Source organism: Aeribacillus composti (assembly GCF_007827555.1).
Classification (GTDB): Bacteria; Bacillota; Bacilli; order Bacillales; family Aeribacillaceae; genus Aeribacillus; species Aeribacillus composti.
In genome coordinates, this window is record NZ_VISS01000011.1 from 17,095 (window position 1) to 33,528 (window position 16,434).

General features: G+C 39.4%; 17 protein-coding genes and 1 tRNA gene. 17 read left to right on the top strand and 1 reads right to left on the bottom strand.

The features are described from left to right. Nucleotides 1-74: 74 nt before the first annotated feature. The 6 genes from FB379_RS07290 to uvrC all read left to right on the top strand — a co-directional run bounded on the left by FB379_RS07290 (nucleotide 75) and on the right by uvrC (nucleotide 6,672). On the top strand, nucleotides 75-1,751 hold the full coding sequence (locus FB379_RS07290) for a long-chain-fatty-acid--CoA ligase (RefSeq protein WP_144597660.1): 1,677 nt from the start codon (nucleotides 75-77) through the stop codon (nucleotides 1,749-1,751). Between the two features lie 120 nt (nucleotides 1,752-1,871). After that, entirely contained in the window at nucleotides 1,872-2,462 is a 591-nt protein-coding gene (locus FB379_RS07295) for a TetR/AcrR family transcriptional regulator (protein ID WP_063387437.1), read from the top strand. 38 nt (nucleotides 2,463-2,500) lie between these two features. Then, nucleotides 2,501-3,274 carry an electron transfer flavoprotein subunit beta/FixA family protein gene (locus FB379_RS07300; protein WP_063387438.1) on the top strand — a complete coding sequence of 258 codons (774 nt, stop codon included), beginning with the start codon at nucleotides 2,501-2,503 and terminating at the stop codon, nucleotides 3,272-3,274. A gap of 30 nt (nucleotides 3,275-3,304) precedes the next feature. Beyond that, nucleotides 3,305-4,285 (top strand): electron transfer flavoprotein subunit alpha/FixB family protein, encoded by a 981-nt coding sequence (locus tag FB379_RS07305; RefSeq protein WP_063387439.1) that lies wholly within the window; start codon nucleotides 3,305-3,307, stop codon nucleotides 4,283-4,285. Between the two features lie 182 nt (nucleotides 4,286-4,467). After that, entirely contained in the window at nucleotides 4,468-4,782 is a 315-nt protein-coding gene (gene trxA / locus FB379_RS07310) for a thioredoxin (protein WP_063387440.1), read from the top strand. A 117-nt stretch (nucleotides 4,783-4,899) separates the two neighbouring features. Then, nucleotides 4,900-6,672 carry an excinuclease ABC subunit UvrC gene (gene uvrC, locus FB379_RS07315; RefSeq protein ID WP_094246311.1) on the top strand — a complete coding sequence of 591 codons (1,773 nt, stop codon included), beginning with the start codon at nucleotides 4,900-4,902 and terminating at the stop codon, nucleotides 6,670-6,672. Between the two features lie 59 nt (nucleotides 6,673-6,731). On the opposite strand, the gene FB379_RS07320 is transcribed toward uvrC, so the two are convergent. After that, a complete protein-coding gene (locus FB379_RS07320; RefSeq protein ID WP_242009312.1) occupies nucleotides 6,732-7,181 on the bottom strand; it encodes a YslB family protein in 450 nt (149 codons plus the stop codon). Nucleotides 7,182-7,482: 301 nt separating this feature from the next. Here FB379_RS07320 and FB379_RS07325 point away from each other — a divergent pair, with 301 nt between their 5' ends. The 11 genes from FB379_RS07325 to FB379_RS07375 all read left to right on the top strand — a co-directional run bounded on the left by FB379_RS07325 (nucleotide 7,483) and on the right by FB379_RS07375 (nucleotide 16,011). Then, nucleotides 7,483-8,091 carry a succinate dehydrogenase cytochrome b558 subunit gene (locus FB379_RS07325; protein WP_063387443.1) on the top strand — a complete coding sequence of 203 codons (609 nt, stop codon included), beginning with the start codon at nucleotides 7,483-7,485 and terminating at the stop codon, nucleotides 8,089-8,091. 36 nt (nucleotides 8,092-8,127) lie between these two features. Beyond that, nucleotides 8,128-9,879 carry a succinate dehydrogenase flavoprotein subunit gene (gene sdhA / locus FB379_RS07330; protein ID WP_066247775.1) on the top strand — a complete coding sequence of 584 codons (1,752 nt, stop codon included), beginning with the start codon at nucleotides 8,128-8,130 and terminating at the stop codon, nucleotides 9,877-9,879. Nucleotides 9,880-9,908: 29 nt separating this feature from the next. Next, entirely contained in the window at nucleotides 9,909-10,673 is a 765-nt protein-coding gene (gene sdhB / locus FB379_RS07335) for a succinate dehydrogenase iron-sulfur subunit (protein ID WP_063387445.1), read from the top strand. Nucleotides 10,674-10,920: 247 nt separating this feature from the next. Beyond that, nucleotides 10,921-11,145: a helix-turn-helix domain-containing protein gene (locus FB379_RS07340; RefSeq protein ID WP_144597662.1), complete on the top strand. Its 225-nt coding sequence runs from the start codon at nucleotides 10,921-10,923 to the stop codon at nucleotides 11,143-11,145. Nucleotides 11,146-11,382: 237 nt separating this feature from the next. Continuing rightward, on the top strand, nucleotides 11,383-11,817 hold the full coding sequence (locus FB379_RS07345; RefSeq protein ID WP_063387447.1) for a MarR family winged helix-turn-helix transcriptional regulator: 435 nt from the start codon (nucleotides 11,383-11,385) through the stop codon (nucleotides 11,815-11,817). Between the two features lie 10 nt (nucleotides 11,818-11,827). Continuing rightward, nucleotides 11,828-12,646, top strand: a complete 819-nt coding sequence (racE, locus tag FB379_RS07350; RefSeq protein WP_144597664.1) for a glutamate racemase — start codon at nucleotides 11,828-11,830, stop codon at nucleotides 12,644-12,646. A 101-nt stretch (nucleotides 12,647-12,747) separates the two neighbouring features. Then, nucleotides 12,748-13,830 carry a GerMN domain-containing protein gene (locus FB379_RS07355; RefSeq protein WP_144597666.1) on the top strand — a complete coding sequence of 361 codons (1,083 nt, stop codon included), beginning with the start codon at nucleotides 12,748-12,750 and terminating at the stop codon, nucleotides 13,828-13,830. Nucleotides 13,831-13,934: 104 nt separating this feature from the next. After that, nucleotides 13,935-14,705, top strand: a complete 771-nt coding sequence (gene rph / locus FB379_RS07360; protein WP_063387450.1) for a ribonuclease PH — start codon at nucleotides 13,935-13,937, stop codon at nucleotides 14,703-14,705. Beyond that, nucleotides 14,702-15,319 carry an XTP/dITP diphosphatase gene (locus tag FB379_RS07365; protein WP_066252188.1) on the top strand — a complete coding sequence of 206 codons (618 nt, stop codon included), beginning with the start codon at nucleotides 14,702-14,704 and terminating at the stop codon, nucleotides 15,317-15,319. The genes rph and FB379_RS07365 overlap by 4 nt, the downstream gene beginning before the upstream one ends. After that, the gene (locus tag FB379_RS07370) at nucleotides 15,297-15,809 is read left to right on the top strand and encodes a metallophosphoesterase family protein (RefSeq protein ID WP_144597669.1); all 513 of its coding nucleotides are present in this window, start codon (nucleotides 15,297-15,299) and stop codon (nucleotides 15,807-15,809) included. Before FB379_RS07365 ends, FB379_RS07370 begins: the two co-directional genes overlap by 23 nt. Nucleotides 15,810-15,934: 125 nt before the next feature. Continuing rightward, nucleotides 15,935-16,011, top strand: a tRNA-Arg gene (locus FB379_RS07375). Nucleotides 16,012-16,434: the final 423 nt, after the last annotated feature.

Consider the following 16,434-nt stretch of genomic DNA (forward strand, 5'->3'; position numbering starts at 1 on the left):
ATAATTATATTTCTGAATTTTATTTTGATATAATGAAATAAAATCATCATTATTTTTCAAAGGAGAGGAGATAAATGGAATGTCAAAAACCTTGGCTCAATTTTTATCCCTCGGAAATTCCGCATAATATCTCTTGGGAGAATAAGCCGCTTTCCAAATATTTTCAAGATACGGCTAATCAGTTTCCGAATCATACAGCCGTTTCATTTCTTGGAAAGAACATTACGTACCGCAAACTATACGAACAGATGCTTCAATTGGCTAATTATTTGGAGCAAACAGGGTTTGAAAAAGGGGATCGGGCAGCGATTATGCTTCCAAACTGTCCACAGGCAGTTATTGCTTATTATGCAGTTCTGGAGGCAGGCGGAATAGTCGTTCAATTGAACCCTCTTTATACAGAATCAGAGCTGGAGTACCAGTTGAATGACAGCAGTGCTACACATCTCATTACATTAGATCTTTTCTATCCAAAAGCCTCGAAATTGAAATCTCTCACAAATATCAAACATATCATAATAACAAAGATCCAAGAGTATTTGCCTTTCCCAAAAAATCTTCTATACCCGCTCATTCAAAAGAAGGAGCAAAATCTTTTAATAAAGGTAAACGCAGCAAATGGTGTTCATGTATGGACAGAGATCTTAAAAACATCGCCTGCTAAAGAATTGACAGTAAATATTGATCCGAAAGAAGATATTGCCCTTTTGCAATATACAGGAGGGACGACAGGGACGCCTAAAGGGGTGATGTTGACGCATGAAAACTTAATTTCCAATACGAAAATGTGTGCTGCCTGGATGTATAAATGCAGGAAAGGAGAAGAGTCCATACTAGGAGTTTTGCCTTTTTTTCACGTATATGGCATGACGACTGTAATGAATTTATCGATCATGGAAGGTTTTAAAATGATTTTAATCCCCAAATTTGATTCAACCGAAATTTTGAAAGCGATTGAAAAAGAAAAGCCAACGCTTTTTCCAGGAGTGCCAACGATTTATGTTGCTCTTTTAAATCATAAAGATTTGCGAAAATACGACTTGTCCTCGGTTAAATATTGTATCAGCGGTTCGGCTCCTCTTCCGGTAGAAATTCAGGAGCGCTTTGAAAAAGAAACAGGCGGGAAGCTTGTTGAAGGATATGGACTCTCGGAAGCTTCTCCCGTTACGCATGCAAACTTATTTTATTCAGATGTCAAGAAAAAAGGAAGCATTGGCATCCCTTGGCCCAATACGCATGCTGCCATTTATTCGGCTGAAAAAGAAGGATTTGCAGATGTAAACGAATTCGGCGAGCTTATTGTAAAAGGACCGCAGGTGATGAAAGGCTACTGGAACAACCGAGAGGAAACGGAAGCGGTTTTAAAAGACGGATGGCTTTTTACAGGAGATATCGGCTATATGGATGAAGACGGATTCTTTTATATTGTCGATCGTAAAAAAGATATGATTATTGCTGGCGGGTACAACATTTATCCCCGCGAGATAGAAGAAGTGTTGTATGCTAATGAAAAGGTTAAAGAGGTTGTCGTTGCAGGTGTTCCGGATCCTTACAGAGGCGAGACCGTGAAAGCTTATGTTGTACCAAAGGGAGGAGCACAGCTTACGGAGCAAGAGCTTGACCAATTCGCCCGAAAACATCTTGCCCCGTACAAAGTGCCGAAAAAATACGAATTTCGCGACGAGCTTCCGAAAACAGCAGTAGGAAAAATTTTAAGAAGAAAACTAGTAGAGGAAGAAAGAAAAATATAAAACGGACATCTATCGGTTTTGAACGAGAATAAAAACTTCCCTCAATGCTTGACAAAAAGGCTTAATCTAAATATCATATAAATGAATGACCATTCATTCATTTTGAAGGGAAGATACACGTTGAAAGAAAAAAAGGCAAAATATAAACAAATCATTGACGCAGCTATTGTCGTCATTGCGGAGAACGGCTATCATTCCGCTCAGGTTTCGAAAATTGCCAAACAGGCGGGCGTAGCAGATGGAACGATTTATTTGTATTTTAAAAACAAGGAGGATATTTTAATCTCCCTTTTTCGAGAAAGATTGATGAATCATATCGCTGAAGTGAAAAAAAGCATTGATGCAAAGCAGACTGCTGCAGAAAAATTGTTTGCGCTGATCGAAAAGCATTTTCAAATGCTAGTTCATGATCGGAATTTGGCAGTGGTTCTTCAATTGGAATTGCGGCAAGTAAACAAAGAATTGCGCCGGCGCATAAATGAAATTTTTAAAGAATATTTGAAAGTAATAGACGAAGTGATCGAATTCGGAAAAAAAACGGGAGAGTTTCGACAAGATTTGGATTTAAGGCTGGCAAGACAAATGATTTTTGGGACGATGGACGAAACGGCGACAACGTGGGTAATGAAAGATCAAAAATACGATCTCCTCGCAATTGCAGAAAAAATTCCTGAGCTGCTAATCAACGGATTTAAAAGCAATCATTCATAAAAAGAGAATGATCAATTTTTAAAAAGGGGATGGGAAAGGTGAATATTTTTGTCCTTATGAAAAGAACTTTTGACACAGAAGAAAAAATTTTAATTGAAAACGGATCAATCTCCGAGGATGATGCAGAATTCATCATAAACCCTTATGATGAATATGCCATTGAAGAAGCGCTGCAGCTTAAGGAGGCTCATGGCGGAGAAGTAACTGTTGTTACAGTAGGATCAGAAGAAAGCGAAAAAGAGCTGAGAACGGCTCTTGCGATGGGATGCGATAAAGCTGTCTTAATAAATATTGAGGAAGATTTGGAAGATGGAGATCAATTTACAACAGCAAAAATTCTATATGAATTTTTGAAGGATAAAGAAGCGGACATTATATTAGCTGGAAACGTTGCCATTGACGGAGGATCTGGCCAAGTAGGCCCCCGTTTGGCGGAGCTTCTTGACATTCCGTATGTCACAACGATCACAAATATTGAAATAGATGGAAAAAACGTGAAAATTGTGAGAGATGTTGAAGGGGATTCGGAAATCATTGAAACAACACTCCCTCTTTTAGTAACTGCCCAACAAGGTTTAAACGAACCGAGATACCCGTCTTTGCCGGGAATTATGAAGGCAAAGAAAAAACCCCTTGAAGAGTTGGAGCTTGATGATTTAGATCTTGAAGAAGAAGATGTCATGCCGAAAACAAAAACGTTAGAAATTTATTTGCCGCCTAAAAAAGAAGCAGGAAAAATATTGCAAGGGGAACTGCAGGATCAAGTGAAGGAACTTGTTTCTTTATTGAGATCAGAAGCAAAAGTTATTTAGTGGAGACGAATATAGCAGGGGGATGAAAAAATGGCTCGAAAAGTGTTCGTATTGGGAGAAATAAGGGATCAATTTTTAAGGAACGTATCATTTGAAGCGCTTGCAGCCGGCAAGATAATATCCGAAGGCGGAGAGGTGGTCGCCGGATTAATTGGAGAGAACGTTAGAACGCTTGCAAATGACATGATTTATTATGGAGCGGATAGGGTTGTCATCGTGGAAGATGAAAAATTGAAATATTATAGTCCGGACGGGTATTCACAAGCTGTCATGGCGATCATTGACAGTGAAAAGCCTGACGCTATTATTTTCGGACATACGGCATTAGGCAAAGATTTATCTCCAAAAATAGCGGCTAAATTAAACGCAGGTCTTATTTCTGATGCTACCGCTGTAGAAATAGTGGGCGGTAACGTTGTTTTCACAAGACCGATCTATTCAGGAAAAGCTTTTGAGAAAAAAATCATTACGGATGGGATTATTTTTGCGACCGTTCGTCCGAACAATATTCCACCTCTCGAAAAAAATGAATCAAGGAGCGGAGAAGTTGCTTCCATATCGGTAGAAATAAAAGATCTGCGCACGATCGTGCGTGAGGTTGTCCAAAATGCAGCGGAAGGCGTTGACTTATCTGAAGCAAAGGTGATCGTTGCCGGAGGGAGAGGGGTAAAAAGTGCAGAAGGGTTTGAACCGTTAAAAGAATTGGCATCTGTGCTCGGAGGAGCAGTAGGGGCGTCACGCGGTGCCTGTGATGCAAACTATTGTGACTACTCGCTGCAAATCGGACAAACGGGAAAAGTCGTTACACCGGATTTATATATTGCCTGCGGAATTTCTGGAGCCATTCAGCATTTAGCGGGAATGTCGAATTCTAAAGTAATTGTTGCAATCAATAAAGATCCGGAAGCGAACATTTTCAACGTCGCAGACTACGGTATTGTCGGAGATTTATTTGAAGTTGTGCCAATGCTTACGGAAGAATTTAAAAAATTAAAAATCCATTCCTCTTAACGTGTCCTGAATGGACTCGTATTTTTTTGAACAAATCCATTCCTCCTAGTATAAGTGGAGACGGGTCACGACGTACATAAAATACAAAAAATATGAAAAAATAGTTGCAGATCAAAACATTCGCTTCAAGCGAAAGAACATGGTATACTTCACATAGAAAAAGTGAATTAGGAGGAATTAAGATGGCAATTGTAAACGTTACTGACCAGAATTTTTCCCAAGAAACAAGCGAGGGTGTAGTATTGGCAGATTTCTGGGCGCCTTGGTGCGGTCCATGTAAAATGATTGCCCCAGTCCTTGAAGAATTGGATCAAGAACTTGGTGACAAAGTAAAAATTGTTAAGCTTAACGTGGATGAAAATCAAGAAACTGCCGGTCAATACGGAGTCATGAGCATTCCGACGTTAATCGTCTTTAAAAATGGTGAAGCAGTGGATAAAGCGATCGGTTACCAGCCGAAAGAAGCTTTAGCGCAATTGCTTAACAAACATTTGTAATATAAAATATAAAAAGAGGCGCTCACGAAAGTTACCTTTTGGAGCGCCTTCTTGCTTTTAAATGAAAACGGCTGAATAAATCCAGCACAGATTAGAATAAGTTGGAGTGTTTTACCGATGTATGAGCATTTAAAAGAAAAACTTTCGCTTCTTCCGAATAAGCCTGGCTGTTATTTAATGAAGGACAAAAACGGAACCGTCATTTATGTTGGAAAGGCAAAAGTATTGAAAAACCGGGTTCGTTCCTACTTTACTGGATCACATGACGGAAAAACGTTAAGACTCGTTCAAGAAATTGCCGATTTTGAATATATCGTAACATCCTCGAATATTGAGGCGCTTCTATTAGAAATGAATTTAATTAAAAAACATGAACCGAAATACAATGTCAATCTAAAAGATGATAAAAGCTATCCGTATATTAAAATTACTTCCGAGCGCCATCCGCGGCTGATCGTCACACGAAAAGTAAAAAAAGATAAGGGGAAATACTTTGGACCGTATGCAAACGTCCAAGCTGCGAGAGAGACAAAAAAGCTGCTTGACCGCATGTATCCTTTGAGAAAATGCAATTCGCTTCCAGACCGGGTTTGCATCTATTATCATATGGGCCAGTGTCTTGCGCCTTGTGTTCACGAAGTTTCCGAAGAAACGAACAAACAAATGGTGGAAAGCATCATCCGTTTTTTAAATGGTGGATATAAGGAGATCAAAAAAGAATTAACAGAAAAAATGCTGAAATGTGCAGAAAATCTTGAATTTGAAAGGGCAAAAGAATATCGGGACCAAATCGCGCATATCGAAGCAACAATGGAAAAGCAAAAAATGGTTCTCAATGATTTTATTGATCGCGATGTATTTGCTTATTATTACGATAAAGGATGGATGTGCGTCCAAGTATTTTTTATCAGACAAGGAAAACTGATAGAACGGGATGTGTCCATTTTCCCTCTGTACCAAGAGCCAGAGGAGGAATTTTTAACATTTATTGGTCAATTTTACGCAAAGAACGACCATTTTCTTCCGAAAGAAATAGTCATTCCGGAAGATGTCAATGAGGAAATGGTTCGAGCTTTAGTACAAGTACAGGTCAGCAAACCAAAGAAAGGAAAAAAGAAAGATCTCGTACAGCTAGCTTATCAAAATGCAAAAATTTCGTTAAAAGAGAAGTTTTCACTCATTGAACGAGATGAAGAAAGGACGATCAAAGCAATTGAAAATTTAGGAAAGCAGTTGAATATTCCTACACCACATCGGATTGAAGCTTTTGACAATTCCAATATTCAAGGCGCGGACGCTGTTTCGGCTATGGTTGTTTTCATAGATGGAAAACCTGCGAGAAAAGAGTATCGAAAGTTTAAAATAAAAACAGTCAGCGGGCCTGATGATTATGAATCGATGAGGGAAGTAATTCGCAGGCGATATACTAGAGTGCTGAAGGAGGAGCTGCCGTTGCCGGACCTTATTATTGTTGATGGAGGAAAAGGACAGGTACAAGCAGCTATGGATGTATTAGAAAACGAACTGGGACTTGACGTTCCTGTTGCCGGGCTTGTGAAAGATGACAAGCACAAAACGAGCGATTTGCTTCTCGGCAACCGGGAAGCTGCTGTTCAATTGTCAAGAAGCAGCCAAGAATTTTATTTGCTTCAGCGCATTCAAGATGAAGTGCACCGCTTTGCCATTACGTTTCATCGACAAGTCCGCCAAAAGAATACGTTTAAGTCTGTATTAGATGAAATCCCCGGCATAGGACCTAAGCGTAAAAAACAACTGTTAAAATCGTTCGGTTCCGTTGAAAATATTAAAAAGGCATCGCTTGAAGAGCTAAAACAGGCAGGAATGCCTGAAAAAACAGCACAAAACATTTTACAATATTTCAGCGAATAGCGATGTAATAAAACAAATAGGAGGAAGCTTTTAAATCCTCCTACTGCCCTTTCATTCTGTTAAATTTTATCTTTTTCATCCCATTTTACAATGAAAATAACTTTGTTTAAGCGTTTGTTTATCTGTTCATACGCTTCTGTGACGACATCGTTCATACATTCGATTTGCTGCGCGATAAATCCTGCTTCTAGTTGGAAGGATAAATCTTTGAAAAGCTTCATCCTTTTTTCGATCAATTGGCCTGTTAATTCAAATTCCATTTCGTTTTTTTTCTGGCGAATAATATGAAGATCGCCCCATCCGGCTGATGAAAAAAAAGATATAAGTTCTTCTAACGTAGATAATTGAATTTTTCGAGCTAGCTGTTTGCCTGCCCAATACAAAATGGAATGATGCTCTTTTCCTAGAAGTTCAGGAAGTAAATAGTCGCGAAGCAGCAAAACGCTAAAAGGATGTAAGGTTATTTCTTCTAATTCTTTTAATTGATCGTGATATGACAGCTCTTTCAATCGTTTCCCCTCTTTCTAGCGAACAATTATATTATATCAGCTTTCACATAAGATGAAAGAGTTTATAAAATCAATTTCGGATACGGGAAATATTCTATTTTCCGATCAGAAAAAATGATTTTACTGAATAATACTTTGTAGACGTTTTCTTGACGGTACTACTTTATGGGAGTACAATGAATTTGTCCTATTATTTTAAGATTTCGTCATATTTTGTCGGCGGATTTTTACATGCCAAGCAGGGGGAGCAGGAGATTTTTAAGAAATCTTTCAAATTATTAAGATTAGGGGGTAAACGCATATGTCTGGTAACAGAGAATTTGCAAACCGCAGACTACATTCACTTTTAGGTGTTGTACCGATTGGCGTATTTTTAATTCAACACCTGACTGTCAACCATTTCGCCACAAGGGGCGAAGAAGCATTTAACAACGCAGCGCATTTTATGGAAAATTTACCATTCCGCTATTTTCTGGAAATTTTCATTATTTTCCTTCCTCTGTTATACCACGCCATTTATGGGATTTATATTGCTTTCACAGCAAAAAACAATGTAGGTCGCTTTGGCTATTTCCGCAATTGGATGTTCCTGCTTCAACGTGTAACTGGTATTATTACCCTTGTTTTTATTGCATGGCATGTATGGGAAACTCGTATTGCCGCGATGTTTGGGGCTGAAGTTAATTTTGATATGATGGAATCCATTTTAAGCAATCCTGTTAGTTTAGTGTTTTACATAGTAGGCGTTCTTTCAGCGATTTTCCATTTTTCCAACGGTCTATGGTCTTTTGCAGTCAGCTGGGGAATTACGGTTACTCCAAAATCTCAGCTAGTCTCAACTTATGTGACAATAGGTATTTTTGTGTTGCTTTCAATCGTAGGTCTTCGTGCCATTTTTGCGTTTGTCTAATCTAACTAAATTGCGTTCAAGGGAGTGGGCAAAAAAATGAGTAAAGGAAAATTAATTGTTGTCGGCGGCGGCTTGGCTGGCTTAATGGCAACTATAAAGGCTGCGGAAGCCGGGGTGTCTGTTGACTTATTCTCGTTAGTACCTGTAAAACGTTCCCATTCAGTATGTGCTCAAGGAGGGATCAACGGGGCGGTAAATACGAAAGGAGAAGGAGACTCTCCGTGGATCCATTTTGATGATACGATTTATGGCGGAGACTTTTTGGCTAACCAGCCACCGGTTAAAGCGATGTGTGAAGCAGCACCGGGAATTATTAACCTTTTAGATCGCATGGGTGTTATGTTTAACCGTACACCAGAAGGATTGTTGGATTTCCGTCGTTTTGGAGGAACACAGCATCACCGGACAGCGTTTGCCGGAGCAACAACTGGACAACAGCTTTTATATGCATTGGACGAGCAAGTTCGACGTCACGAAGTAGCAGGTCTTGTGACGAAATATGAAGGCTGGGAGTTTTTGGGAATCATACAAGATGATGAAGGACGCTGTCGCGGCATCGTTGCTCAAGATTTAAAATCAATGGAGATTCAAGCTTTCCGTTCGAATGCCGTAATAATGGCGACAGGAGGACCTGGAATTATCTTTGGTAAATCAACAAACTCTGTGATTAATACGGGATCGGCTGCTTCTATCGTTTATCAGCAAGGAGCTTATTATGCAAACGGGGAATTTATACAAATTCATCCGACAGCCATCCCTGGAGATGACAAGCTTCGATTAATGAGCGAGTCTGCACGCGGCGAAGGCGGAAGAATTTGGACATATAAAGACGGAAAACCATGGTATTTCCTTGAAGAAAAATATCCGGCATATGGAAACCTTGTTCCTCGTGATATTGCAACGAGAGAAATATTCCATGTATGTGTAGACTTGAAATTAGGCATTAATGGCGAAAACATGGTATATCTTGATCTTTCTCATAAAGATCCAAAAGAGCTTGATATTAAACTAGGCGGTATTATCGAAATTTATGAAAAATTCATGGGTGAAGATCCAAGAAAAGTGCCGATGAAAATTTTCCCTGCCGTCCATTATTCTATGGGAGGTCTATGGATCGATTACGATCAAATGACAAACATCCCTGGTTTGTTTGCAGCTGGTGAATGCGATTACTCTCAGCATGGTGCGAACCGGCTTGGAGCAAACTCATTGCTTTCTGCAATTTACGGTGGTATGGTTGCAGGACCAAAAGCTGTTGAATATATGAATGGATTGGAAAAATCAGCTGACGATTTACCATCCACATTATATGATGCACGCGTAAAAGAAGAACAAAGCAAATGGGACGAAATCCTGAAAATGGATGGAAACGAAAATGCTTACGTTCTTCATAAAGAGCTTGGTGAATGGATGACGGATAATGTTACAGTCGTGCGCTACAATGATAAACTTCTAAAAACAGATGAAAAAATTCAAGAGCTTATGGAACGTTGGGAAAGAATTAATATTAACGATACTGCGAAATGGAGCAACCAAGGCGCAAGCTTTACTCGCCAGTTGAGAAACATGCTTGTGTTGGCTCGGGTTATTACGCTTGGGGCTTATAACCGTAATGAAAGCCGAGGTGCTCACTATAAACCAGAATTTCCGGAACGAAATGATGAAGAGTGGCTCAAAACAACTATGGCAACGTTTGCCGGCTTGAAGGAAGCTCCTAAATTCCACTACGAAGATGTTGATGTATCACTCATTAAGCCTCGTGTGCGTGACTATACGAAGAAACATTAAAAAAGCTGGGAGAAAAGGGGGAGTAAACAATGAGTGAAAAAAAAGTGCGGTTTATTATCACTAGACAGGATCGACCAGACACGGAACCATATCAAGAAGAATTTGAAGTGCCATATCGTCCGAATATGAACGTTATTTCGGCCTTAATGGAAATTCGCCGTAATCCTGTTAATGCCAAAGGCGAAAAAACAACGCCTGTGACATGGGATATGAACTGTTTAGAGGAAGTATGCGGTGCTTGTTCAATGGTCATTAACGGGAAGCCACGCCAATCATGTACAGCGCTTATTGATCAGTTGGAACAGCCTATTCGTCTCGAGCCGATGCGCACATTCCCGGTTATTCGCGATCTTCAAGTAGACCGCAGCCGCATGTTTGACTCTTTGAAAAAAGTAAAAGCATGGATACCAATTGACGGTACGTATGACTTAGGACCAGGACCAAGAATGCCTGAGAAAAAACGCCAATGGGCATATGAGCTTTCAAAATGTATGACGTGCGGCGTATGCCTTGAAGCTTGTCCAAACGTAAACAGCAAATCGAACTTCATCGGTCCAGCGCCATTATCACAAGTTCGTTTGTTTAACGCTCATCCGACAGGCGCGATGCATAAATCAGAACGCTTGGAAGCTATTATGGGCGACGGCGGACTTGCGAACTGCGGAAATTCCCAAAACTGCGTTCAATCCTGTCCAAAAGGAATTCCGCTTACAACATCGATTGCAGCATTAAATAGAGAAACAACTGTTCACGCATTTCGTAAAATGTTCGGAAGCGACTATATTGACAGCTGATGTATATTGTGAAAAAGGAACACCTTGCAATGTCAAGGTGTTCCTAATTTTAGAAACGGTTGAATCTTTCTCGAACATTTCCTCCTTCAAACGAGTCCCTTTAACGTAAAGAAGCTTCTTTTCGCCTAAAATGCAACTTTCTTTTATGAATCTTGTCACGGTCATCTTTTTGCGATCATACTATATGGTGACAATTTTTAAATCCATCCTGTCGACTGGCTCTCATCTGCAAGGAGGGTTACAATACTTGAATGAGAAGGATTTTCAGCCAAAGCCGCTGCTAACAAAGAGAGAGAGAGAAGTATTTGAGTTATTAGTGCAAGATAAGACTACAAGAGAAATAGCCAGTGAACTTTTCATAAGCGAAAAGACGGTGCGGAACCATATTTCAAATGCTATGCAAAAATTAGGTGTGAAAGGGCGCTCACAAGCAGTCTTAGAACTTCTTCGTATGGGAGAACTAAAGCTTTAAACAGTAGAGGCAGCCTTAGTGGAACTTCGCCGTCGGCTGCCTTTTTTAGATTGATAAGGACAGAGTTTGTTTTACTCTTTTTCTATGAATCATTGGCTTCTTAAAAAGGCTTGTGACTTTTTGAAAAAATTCGTCTTTCCACATTTTGAAAATACGGCTATGCTTGAAATTTTACATAAAAAAATGGAAAATAGATTTGATCTTATCTGTTAATCTTGAAAGAAAGGGTTCCCCGTTATGACGTACGTTTTCAATACTGTTGAAGAAATAGAAAAATCCCTCCGCTGCATAGCTGCGATCTTAAAAAAGAAGGGCCGTGATATTTTAAGCAACTACTCGATTACTCCTCCGCAATTTGACGCGCTTCTGTTATTGAATGAATCAGGAAACATGACAATTGGAGAACTTTCAAATAAAATGTATCTTGCATGCAGCACGATCACGGATTTAATTGATCGAATGGAAAAAAACAACCTTGTTAAAAGGGTGAAAGACGAAAAGGATCGTCGATTAGTCAGGATTCAATTGCTTGAAAATGGACAACGCGTTATCGAGGCTGCATTAGCGAAGCGGCAAGAATATTTAAGAGAAGTTTTGAAAAACTTCTCGGATCAAGAAATTGTTCAATTGGAAAAGCTATTAGCAAAATTGCAACAAGAAATGAAAGAATAGAGGCGATTTTTTGAATAGACCAATTGGAGTTATTGATTCAGGTGTTGGTGGATTAACTGTTGTTAAAGAGTTGATGAGGCAGCTTCCAAAAGAAGAATTAATTTATTTGGGTGATACCGCCCGATGTCCGTACGGCCCGAGGCCGAAAACGGAAATTCGACAATTTACATGGGAGCTGACCAACTATTTAATTTCAAACTTTCATATCAAAATGCTTGTCATTGCTTGTAATACTGCAACAGCAGTTGTATTAAAAGAAATTCAAGAACAACTTGATATCCCTGTGATTGGTGTAATTCAACCAGGGGCAAGAGCTGCCATAAATGCTACACGCTCAGGCCATATTGGTGTAATCGGAACAAAAGGAACTATATCGAGCGGCGCGTACGTTCGTGCGCTCAAAACGATTAATAGTTCCGTCATTGTGGAGAGTCTCGCTTGCCCTGAGTTTGTGCCGGTAGTAGAAAGCGGCGAATTTGAAGGTGAACGGGCGGAATATATTGTTGCAGAATCTTTACTTCCTTTTAAAGGAAAGAGAATTGATACGCTTATTTTAGGATGCACACATTATCCTCTATTACGGCCTTTAATTCAAAAATATATCGGGAAAGACGTAAAAATAATCACCTCGGGAGATGAAACAGCCCGGGAAGTGAGCGCTATTTTATCCTTTCATCATTGTTTAAACCAAGAGGATGGCAATAAAAACCATAAATTTTTAACTACTGGGTCGAAACAAATGTTTCAAAAGATTGCTTCAAAATGGTTCGGTCATCACATTGATCATGTAGAAAGTATAACTTTAACGAAAACAGTTTGCTCTAAATGAGCAAGCTGTTTTTTTGTCCATTGAATTTTTGGTTGGAGCTGGTCTATTTTTTTTCAATGCTCGTATACATAGTAGTACAAACTGCCTTAGGAGGGATTGTTATGCCAAAAAACAGATGGGTGAATGTGACAGCAGCAGTTTTGGCTACTTTTGTTTTGCTTTCAGGGTGTTCTTCATTTGGAAGCAAGAGTTCAAAACAAGAAATAGATCCGCCGCAGGATATTACCTATTTGGAGGACGGGGATCAGCTTGATCAACAATTAGACTCAGCGAAATCAACGTCCGACAAAGAGGAATCCTCAAAGGAAACGGTGAAAAGAGTTCTGTATTTAATTGACAAAAACGGAATGGTCGTTCCACAAACATTGGAGCTGCCTAACACGAAGGAAGTAGCCAAACAAGCCGTTGAATATTTAGTGGCTGGAGGGCCCGTTTCAAACATTCTCCCGAACGGGTTCCGTGCGGTATTGCCGGAAGATACAGTTGTTAAAGGAGTAGATATTAAAGACGGAACGGCTATTGTAGATTTCTCAAATGAATTTACTAACTACAAGCCGGAAGATGAAGAAAAAATTTTGCAGGCAATTACATGGACATTAACCCAATTTAAAAATATTAATAAAGTAAAGCTCTGGGTGAACGGCCATGAACTGAAAGAAATGCCAGTAAACGGAACCCCAATCGGCGAAGGAACGACTAGAAAAGACGGCATCAATATTGATACGAGCGATGCCGTTGATATTACGGATACTCATCCTCTAACCGTGTATTATATTGGGGAGGAAGGGGATAACGTATATTATGTTCCCGTGACAAAGAGGATCAGCAATGAAGAAAAAGACGAAGTCGTAGCTGCTGTTAACGCATTAGTTGAAGGTCCAGACCGTTCAAGCGGATTATTAAGCGAGTTTCAGTCTGAAGTGAAGCTGATTGAAAAGCCAAAATATGAAGACGGTCAAGTCACTTTAAACTTCAACGAAGCGATTTATGGAAGCTATGATGAGGAGAAAAAGATCGTTTCCAATCATGTTATAAACTCCCTTGTGCTTACATTGACGGAGCAGGAAGGAATAGAAAAAGTAGCACTAAAAGTGAACGGCAAGCAAGACCTTGTGAATGAAGATGGAAAAAGTTTGTCAGAGCCAGTGTCAAGACCTGAAAATGTAAACACAGGTAGTTTTTAAACATCTATTTTTGATATACTATAAGAATGAGACTTTAGAGGCGAGCATGATAGCTGCCTCTTCTTTCATGTTTTCGTACATTGCAGTTGGTAGGAGGGAAAACAATGCGCCTTGATGGCAGAAATCAAGATGAGTTAAGAGAAGTCACAATAGTAACGGATTATTTGAAGCATCCAGAAGGGTCTGTTTTAATAACGGTTGGAGATACAAAAGTGATATGCAGCGCAAGTGTAGAAGACCGTGTCCCTCCTTTTATGAGAGGTGAAGGGAAAGGATGGATTACCGCAGAATATTCCATGCTTCCGCGTGCAACGGCTCAAAGAACGGTCCGGGAGGCATCAAAAGGAAAAATCTCCGGAAGGACAATGGAAATTCAACGGCTGATTGGAAGAAGCTTGCGTGCAGTAGTTGATTTGGAGAAACTGGGTGAAAGAACATTATGGATTGATTGCGATGTAATTCAAGCGGACGGGGGAACGAGAACGGCTTCCATAACAGGTTCTTATGTTGCAATAAATCTCGCTCTCGGTAAATTATTCAATGACGGTGTACTAGATACATATCCAGTAACAGATTTTTTAGCAGCTACGTCTGTAGGGATCGTTCCTGAACACGGAGTCATTTTAGATTTGAATTATGAAGAGGACTCAGCGGCAAAAGTTGATATGAATGTTGTTATGACATCAAGCCGCCATTTTGTTGAATTGCAGGGAACTGGGGAAGAATCCACGTTTTCAAAAGAAGAGCTGAACTTACTGTTGGAATATGCTGAAAAAGGAATTTTGGAACTAATCGAAAAACAAAAAGCGGCATTAGGGGAATGGACTGCAAAAATTATCAATAACAGGGATCAGCGGGAAGAGGGATGCTCATGAAAGAATTGGTGATCGCCACCAAAAACAAAGGGAAAATCGAAGAATTTCGCGCGATGTTAGAAAAAAAAGGAATACAGGTCAAGTCACTGTTGGATTATCCGAATTTGCCAGATGTTGAAGAAACCGGCCAAACTTTTTATGAAAATGCTGTTCTAAAAGCGGAGACAATCAGCCAATTGCTTAATAAACCCGTTGTTGCAGATGATTCCGGGCTTTCGATTGATGCTTTAAATGGCGAACCGGGGGTTTATTCGGCCCGATATGCAGGAAATGAAAAAGATGATCAAAAAAATATTCAAAAGGTTTTAAAAAAAATGGAAGGCGTTGAAAATCGAAAAGCAAGGTTCATATGTGTTTTGGCGTTTGCTGCTCCAGACCTTGAAACGATGACGGTGGAAGGTGTGTGTGAAGGACAAATTACAACTGAACCTCGCGGTGACAATGGCTTTGGATATGATCCTATTTTTCTTGTGGACGGCAAAGAAAAAACGATGGCTCAACTAGAGCAGTTCGAAAAAAACGAAATCAGCCATCGTGCAAAAGCTTTGAAGAAACTAGAAAAATTAATAGGCGATTGGGGAGAGGCTAATCGTGAAAGTTTTAATTATAAGTGATAGTCACGGTCTTACGGATGAGCTTGTGGAAATTAAGAAAAGGCATATAAACGAAGTAGAAGCAATCATCCATTGCGGTGATTCAGAGCTGAATGATGGAGCGGAACAAATTCAAGATATGTTGATCGTGAAAGGAAATTGCGATTTCCTTGGAAGCTTCCCGAATGAAATCATTGAAACAATCGGAACCTATCGCTTTTTTATCACCCATGGCCATTTATATTCTGTCAAAACGACTTTAATGAAATTAAAATATCGTGCAGAGGAAGCGCAAGCGAACATTGTTTGTTTCGGCCATTCGCATATAGCCGGAGCAGAGCTTGTAGACGGGAAATTGTTTATTAATCCAGGAAGTATTTTCCTTCCGAGGATGAGAAATGAAAAAACTTATGCTATACTAGAATTGATGAATGGCCAAGCAATTGTAGATTTTTACAATCTTCATGGAGAGAAAATTTCAAACTTGTCCACTAAATTCCAATTTGCTTAACCACTCTTCCTTGAGGGAGAATTTTTCTCCCTCAAAAAATTTTTTTAAAAAAGTAGTTGACATACTTTTAGCATGAAATTATAATAAACATTGTCTTTCGAAAAAATAATAAAAAATTATCCAATGTCCCAGTAGCTCAGCTGGATAGAGCAGCGGCCTTCTAAGCCGTCGGTCGGGAGTTCGAATCTCTCCTGGGACGCCATTTATGTTAATTTTGAATAGGATGAATTTATTACATAATGCTCATAAATATTGATATGTCAATATTTATGAGCTTTTAATTTTTGCTTTTCTGATAAAGAGTTTGAACATTTTATCGGGTTTGATATTGTAGATCTTAATAAATACAATGAACATGCTTTAGAACAATTAGTAATTTAAAAAAATAATTAATACAGTTTATTAGACAGAGTAAGGATTTAGCTTGCTCTGCTTTTTATCGTTTCAATGTTTAAAAATTTATTGCTGCAGGCCTATGGTTTCTATGCATTGAAAGACTAGCATGTGTATAAGCGAAATCCGTGGATGCAAATCCAATTCTAAGCTCCATTTAAAAAGATTTGAGGCTTTTCACTGAGGAGGAGTTCACATCTAATAAGTGACGCCCAAAACAGCAATGTCATTA

Bases quoted from the DNA above. Each gene is read 5' to 3' on its own strand.
- FB379_RS07290 (WP_144597660.1), top strand. From the start codon at position 75: ATGGAATGTCAAAAACCTTGGCTCAATTTTTATCCCTCGGAAATTCCG.
- FB379_RS07305 (WP_063387439.1), top strand. From the start codon at position 3,305: ATGGCTCGAAAAGTGTTCGTATTGGGAGAAATAAGGGATCAATTTTTA.
- trxA (WP_063387440.1), top strand. From the start codon at position 4,468: ATGGCAATTGTAAACGTTACTGACCAGAATTTTTCCCAAGAAACAAGC.
- uvrC (WP_094246311.1), top strand. From the start codon at position 4,900: ATGTATGAGCATTTAAAAGAAAAACTTTCGCTTCTTCCGAATAAGCCT.
- FB379_RS07325 (WP_063387443.1), top strand. From the start codon at position 7,483: ATGTCTGGTAACAGAGAATTTGCAAACCGCAGACTACATTCACTTTTA.
- sdhA (WP_066247775.1), top strand. From the start codon at position 8,128: ATGAGTAAAGGAAAATTAATTGTTGTCGGCGGCGGCTTGGCTGGCTTA.
- sdhB (WP_063387445.1), top strand. From the start codon at position 9,909: ATGAGTGAAAAAAAAGTGCGGTTTATTATCACTAGACAGGATCGACCA.
- FB379_RS07345 (WP_063387447.1), top strand. From the start codon at position 11,383: ATGACGTACGTTTTCAATACTGTTGAAGAAATAGAAAAATCCCTCCGC.
- FB379_RS07355 (WP_144597666.1), top strand. From the start codon at position 12,748: ATGCCAAAAAACAGATGGGTGAATGTGACAGCAGCAGTTTTGGCTACT.
- rph (WP_063387450.1), top strand. From the start codon at position 13,935: ATGCGCCTTGATGGCAGAAATCAAGATGAGTTAAGAGAAGTCACAATA.
- FB379_RS07365 (WP_066252188.1), top strand. From the start codon at position 14,702: ATGAAAGAATTGGTGATCGCCACCAAAAACAAAGGGAAAATCGAAGAA.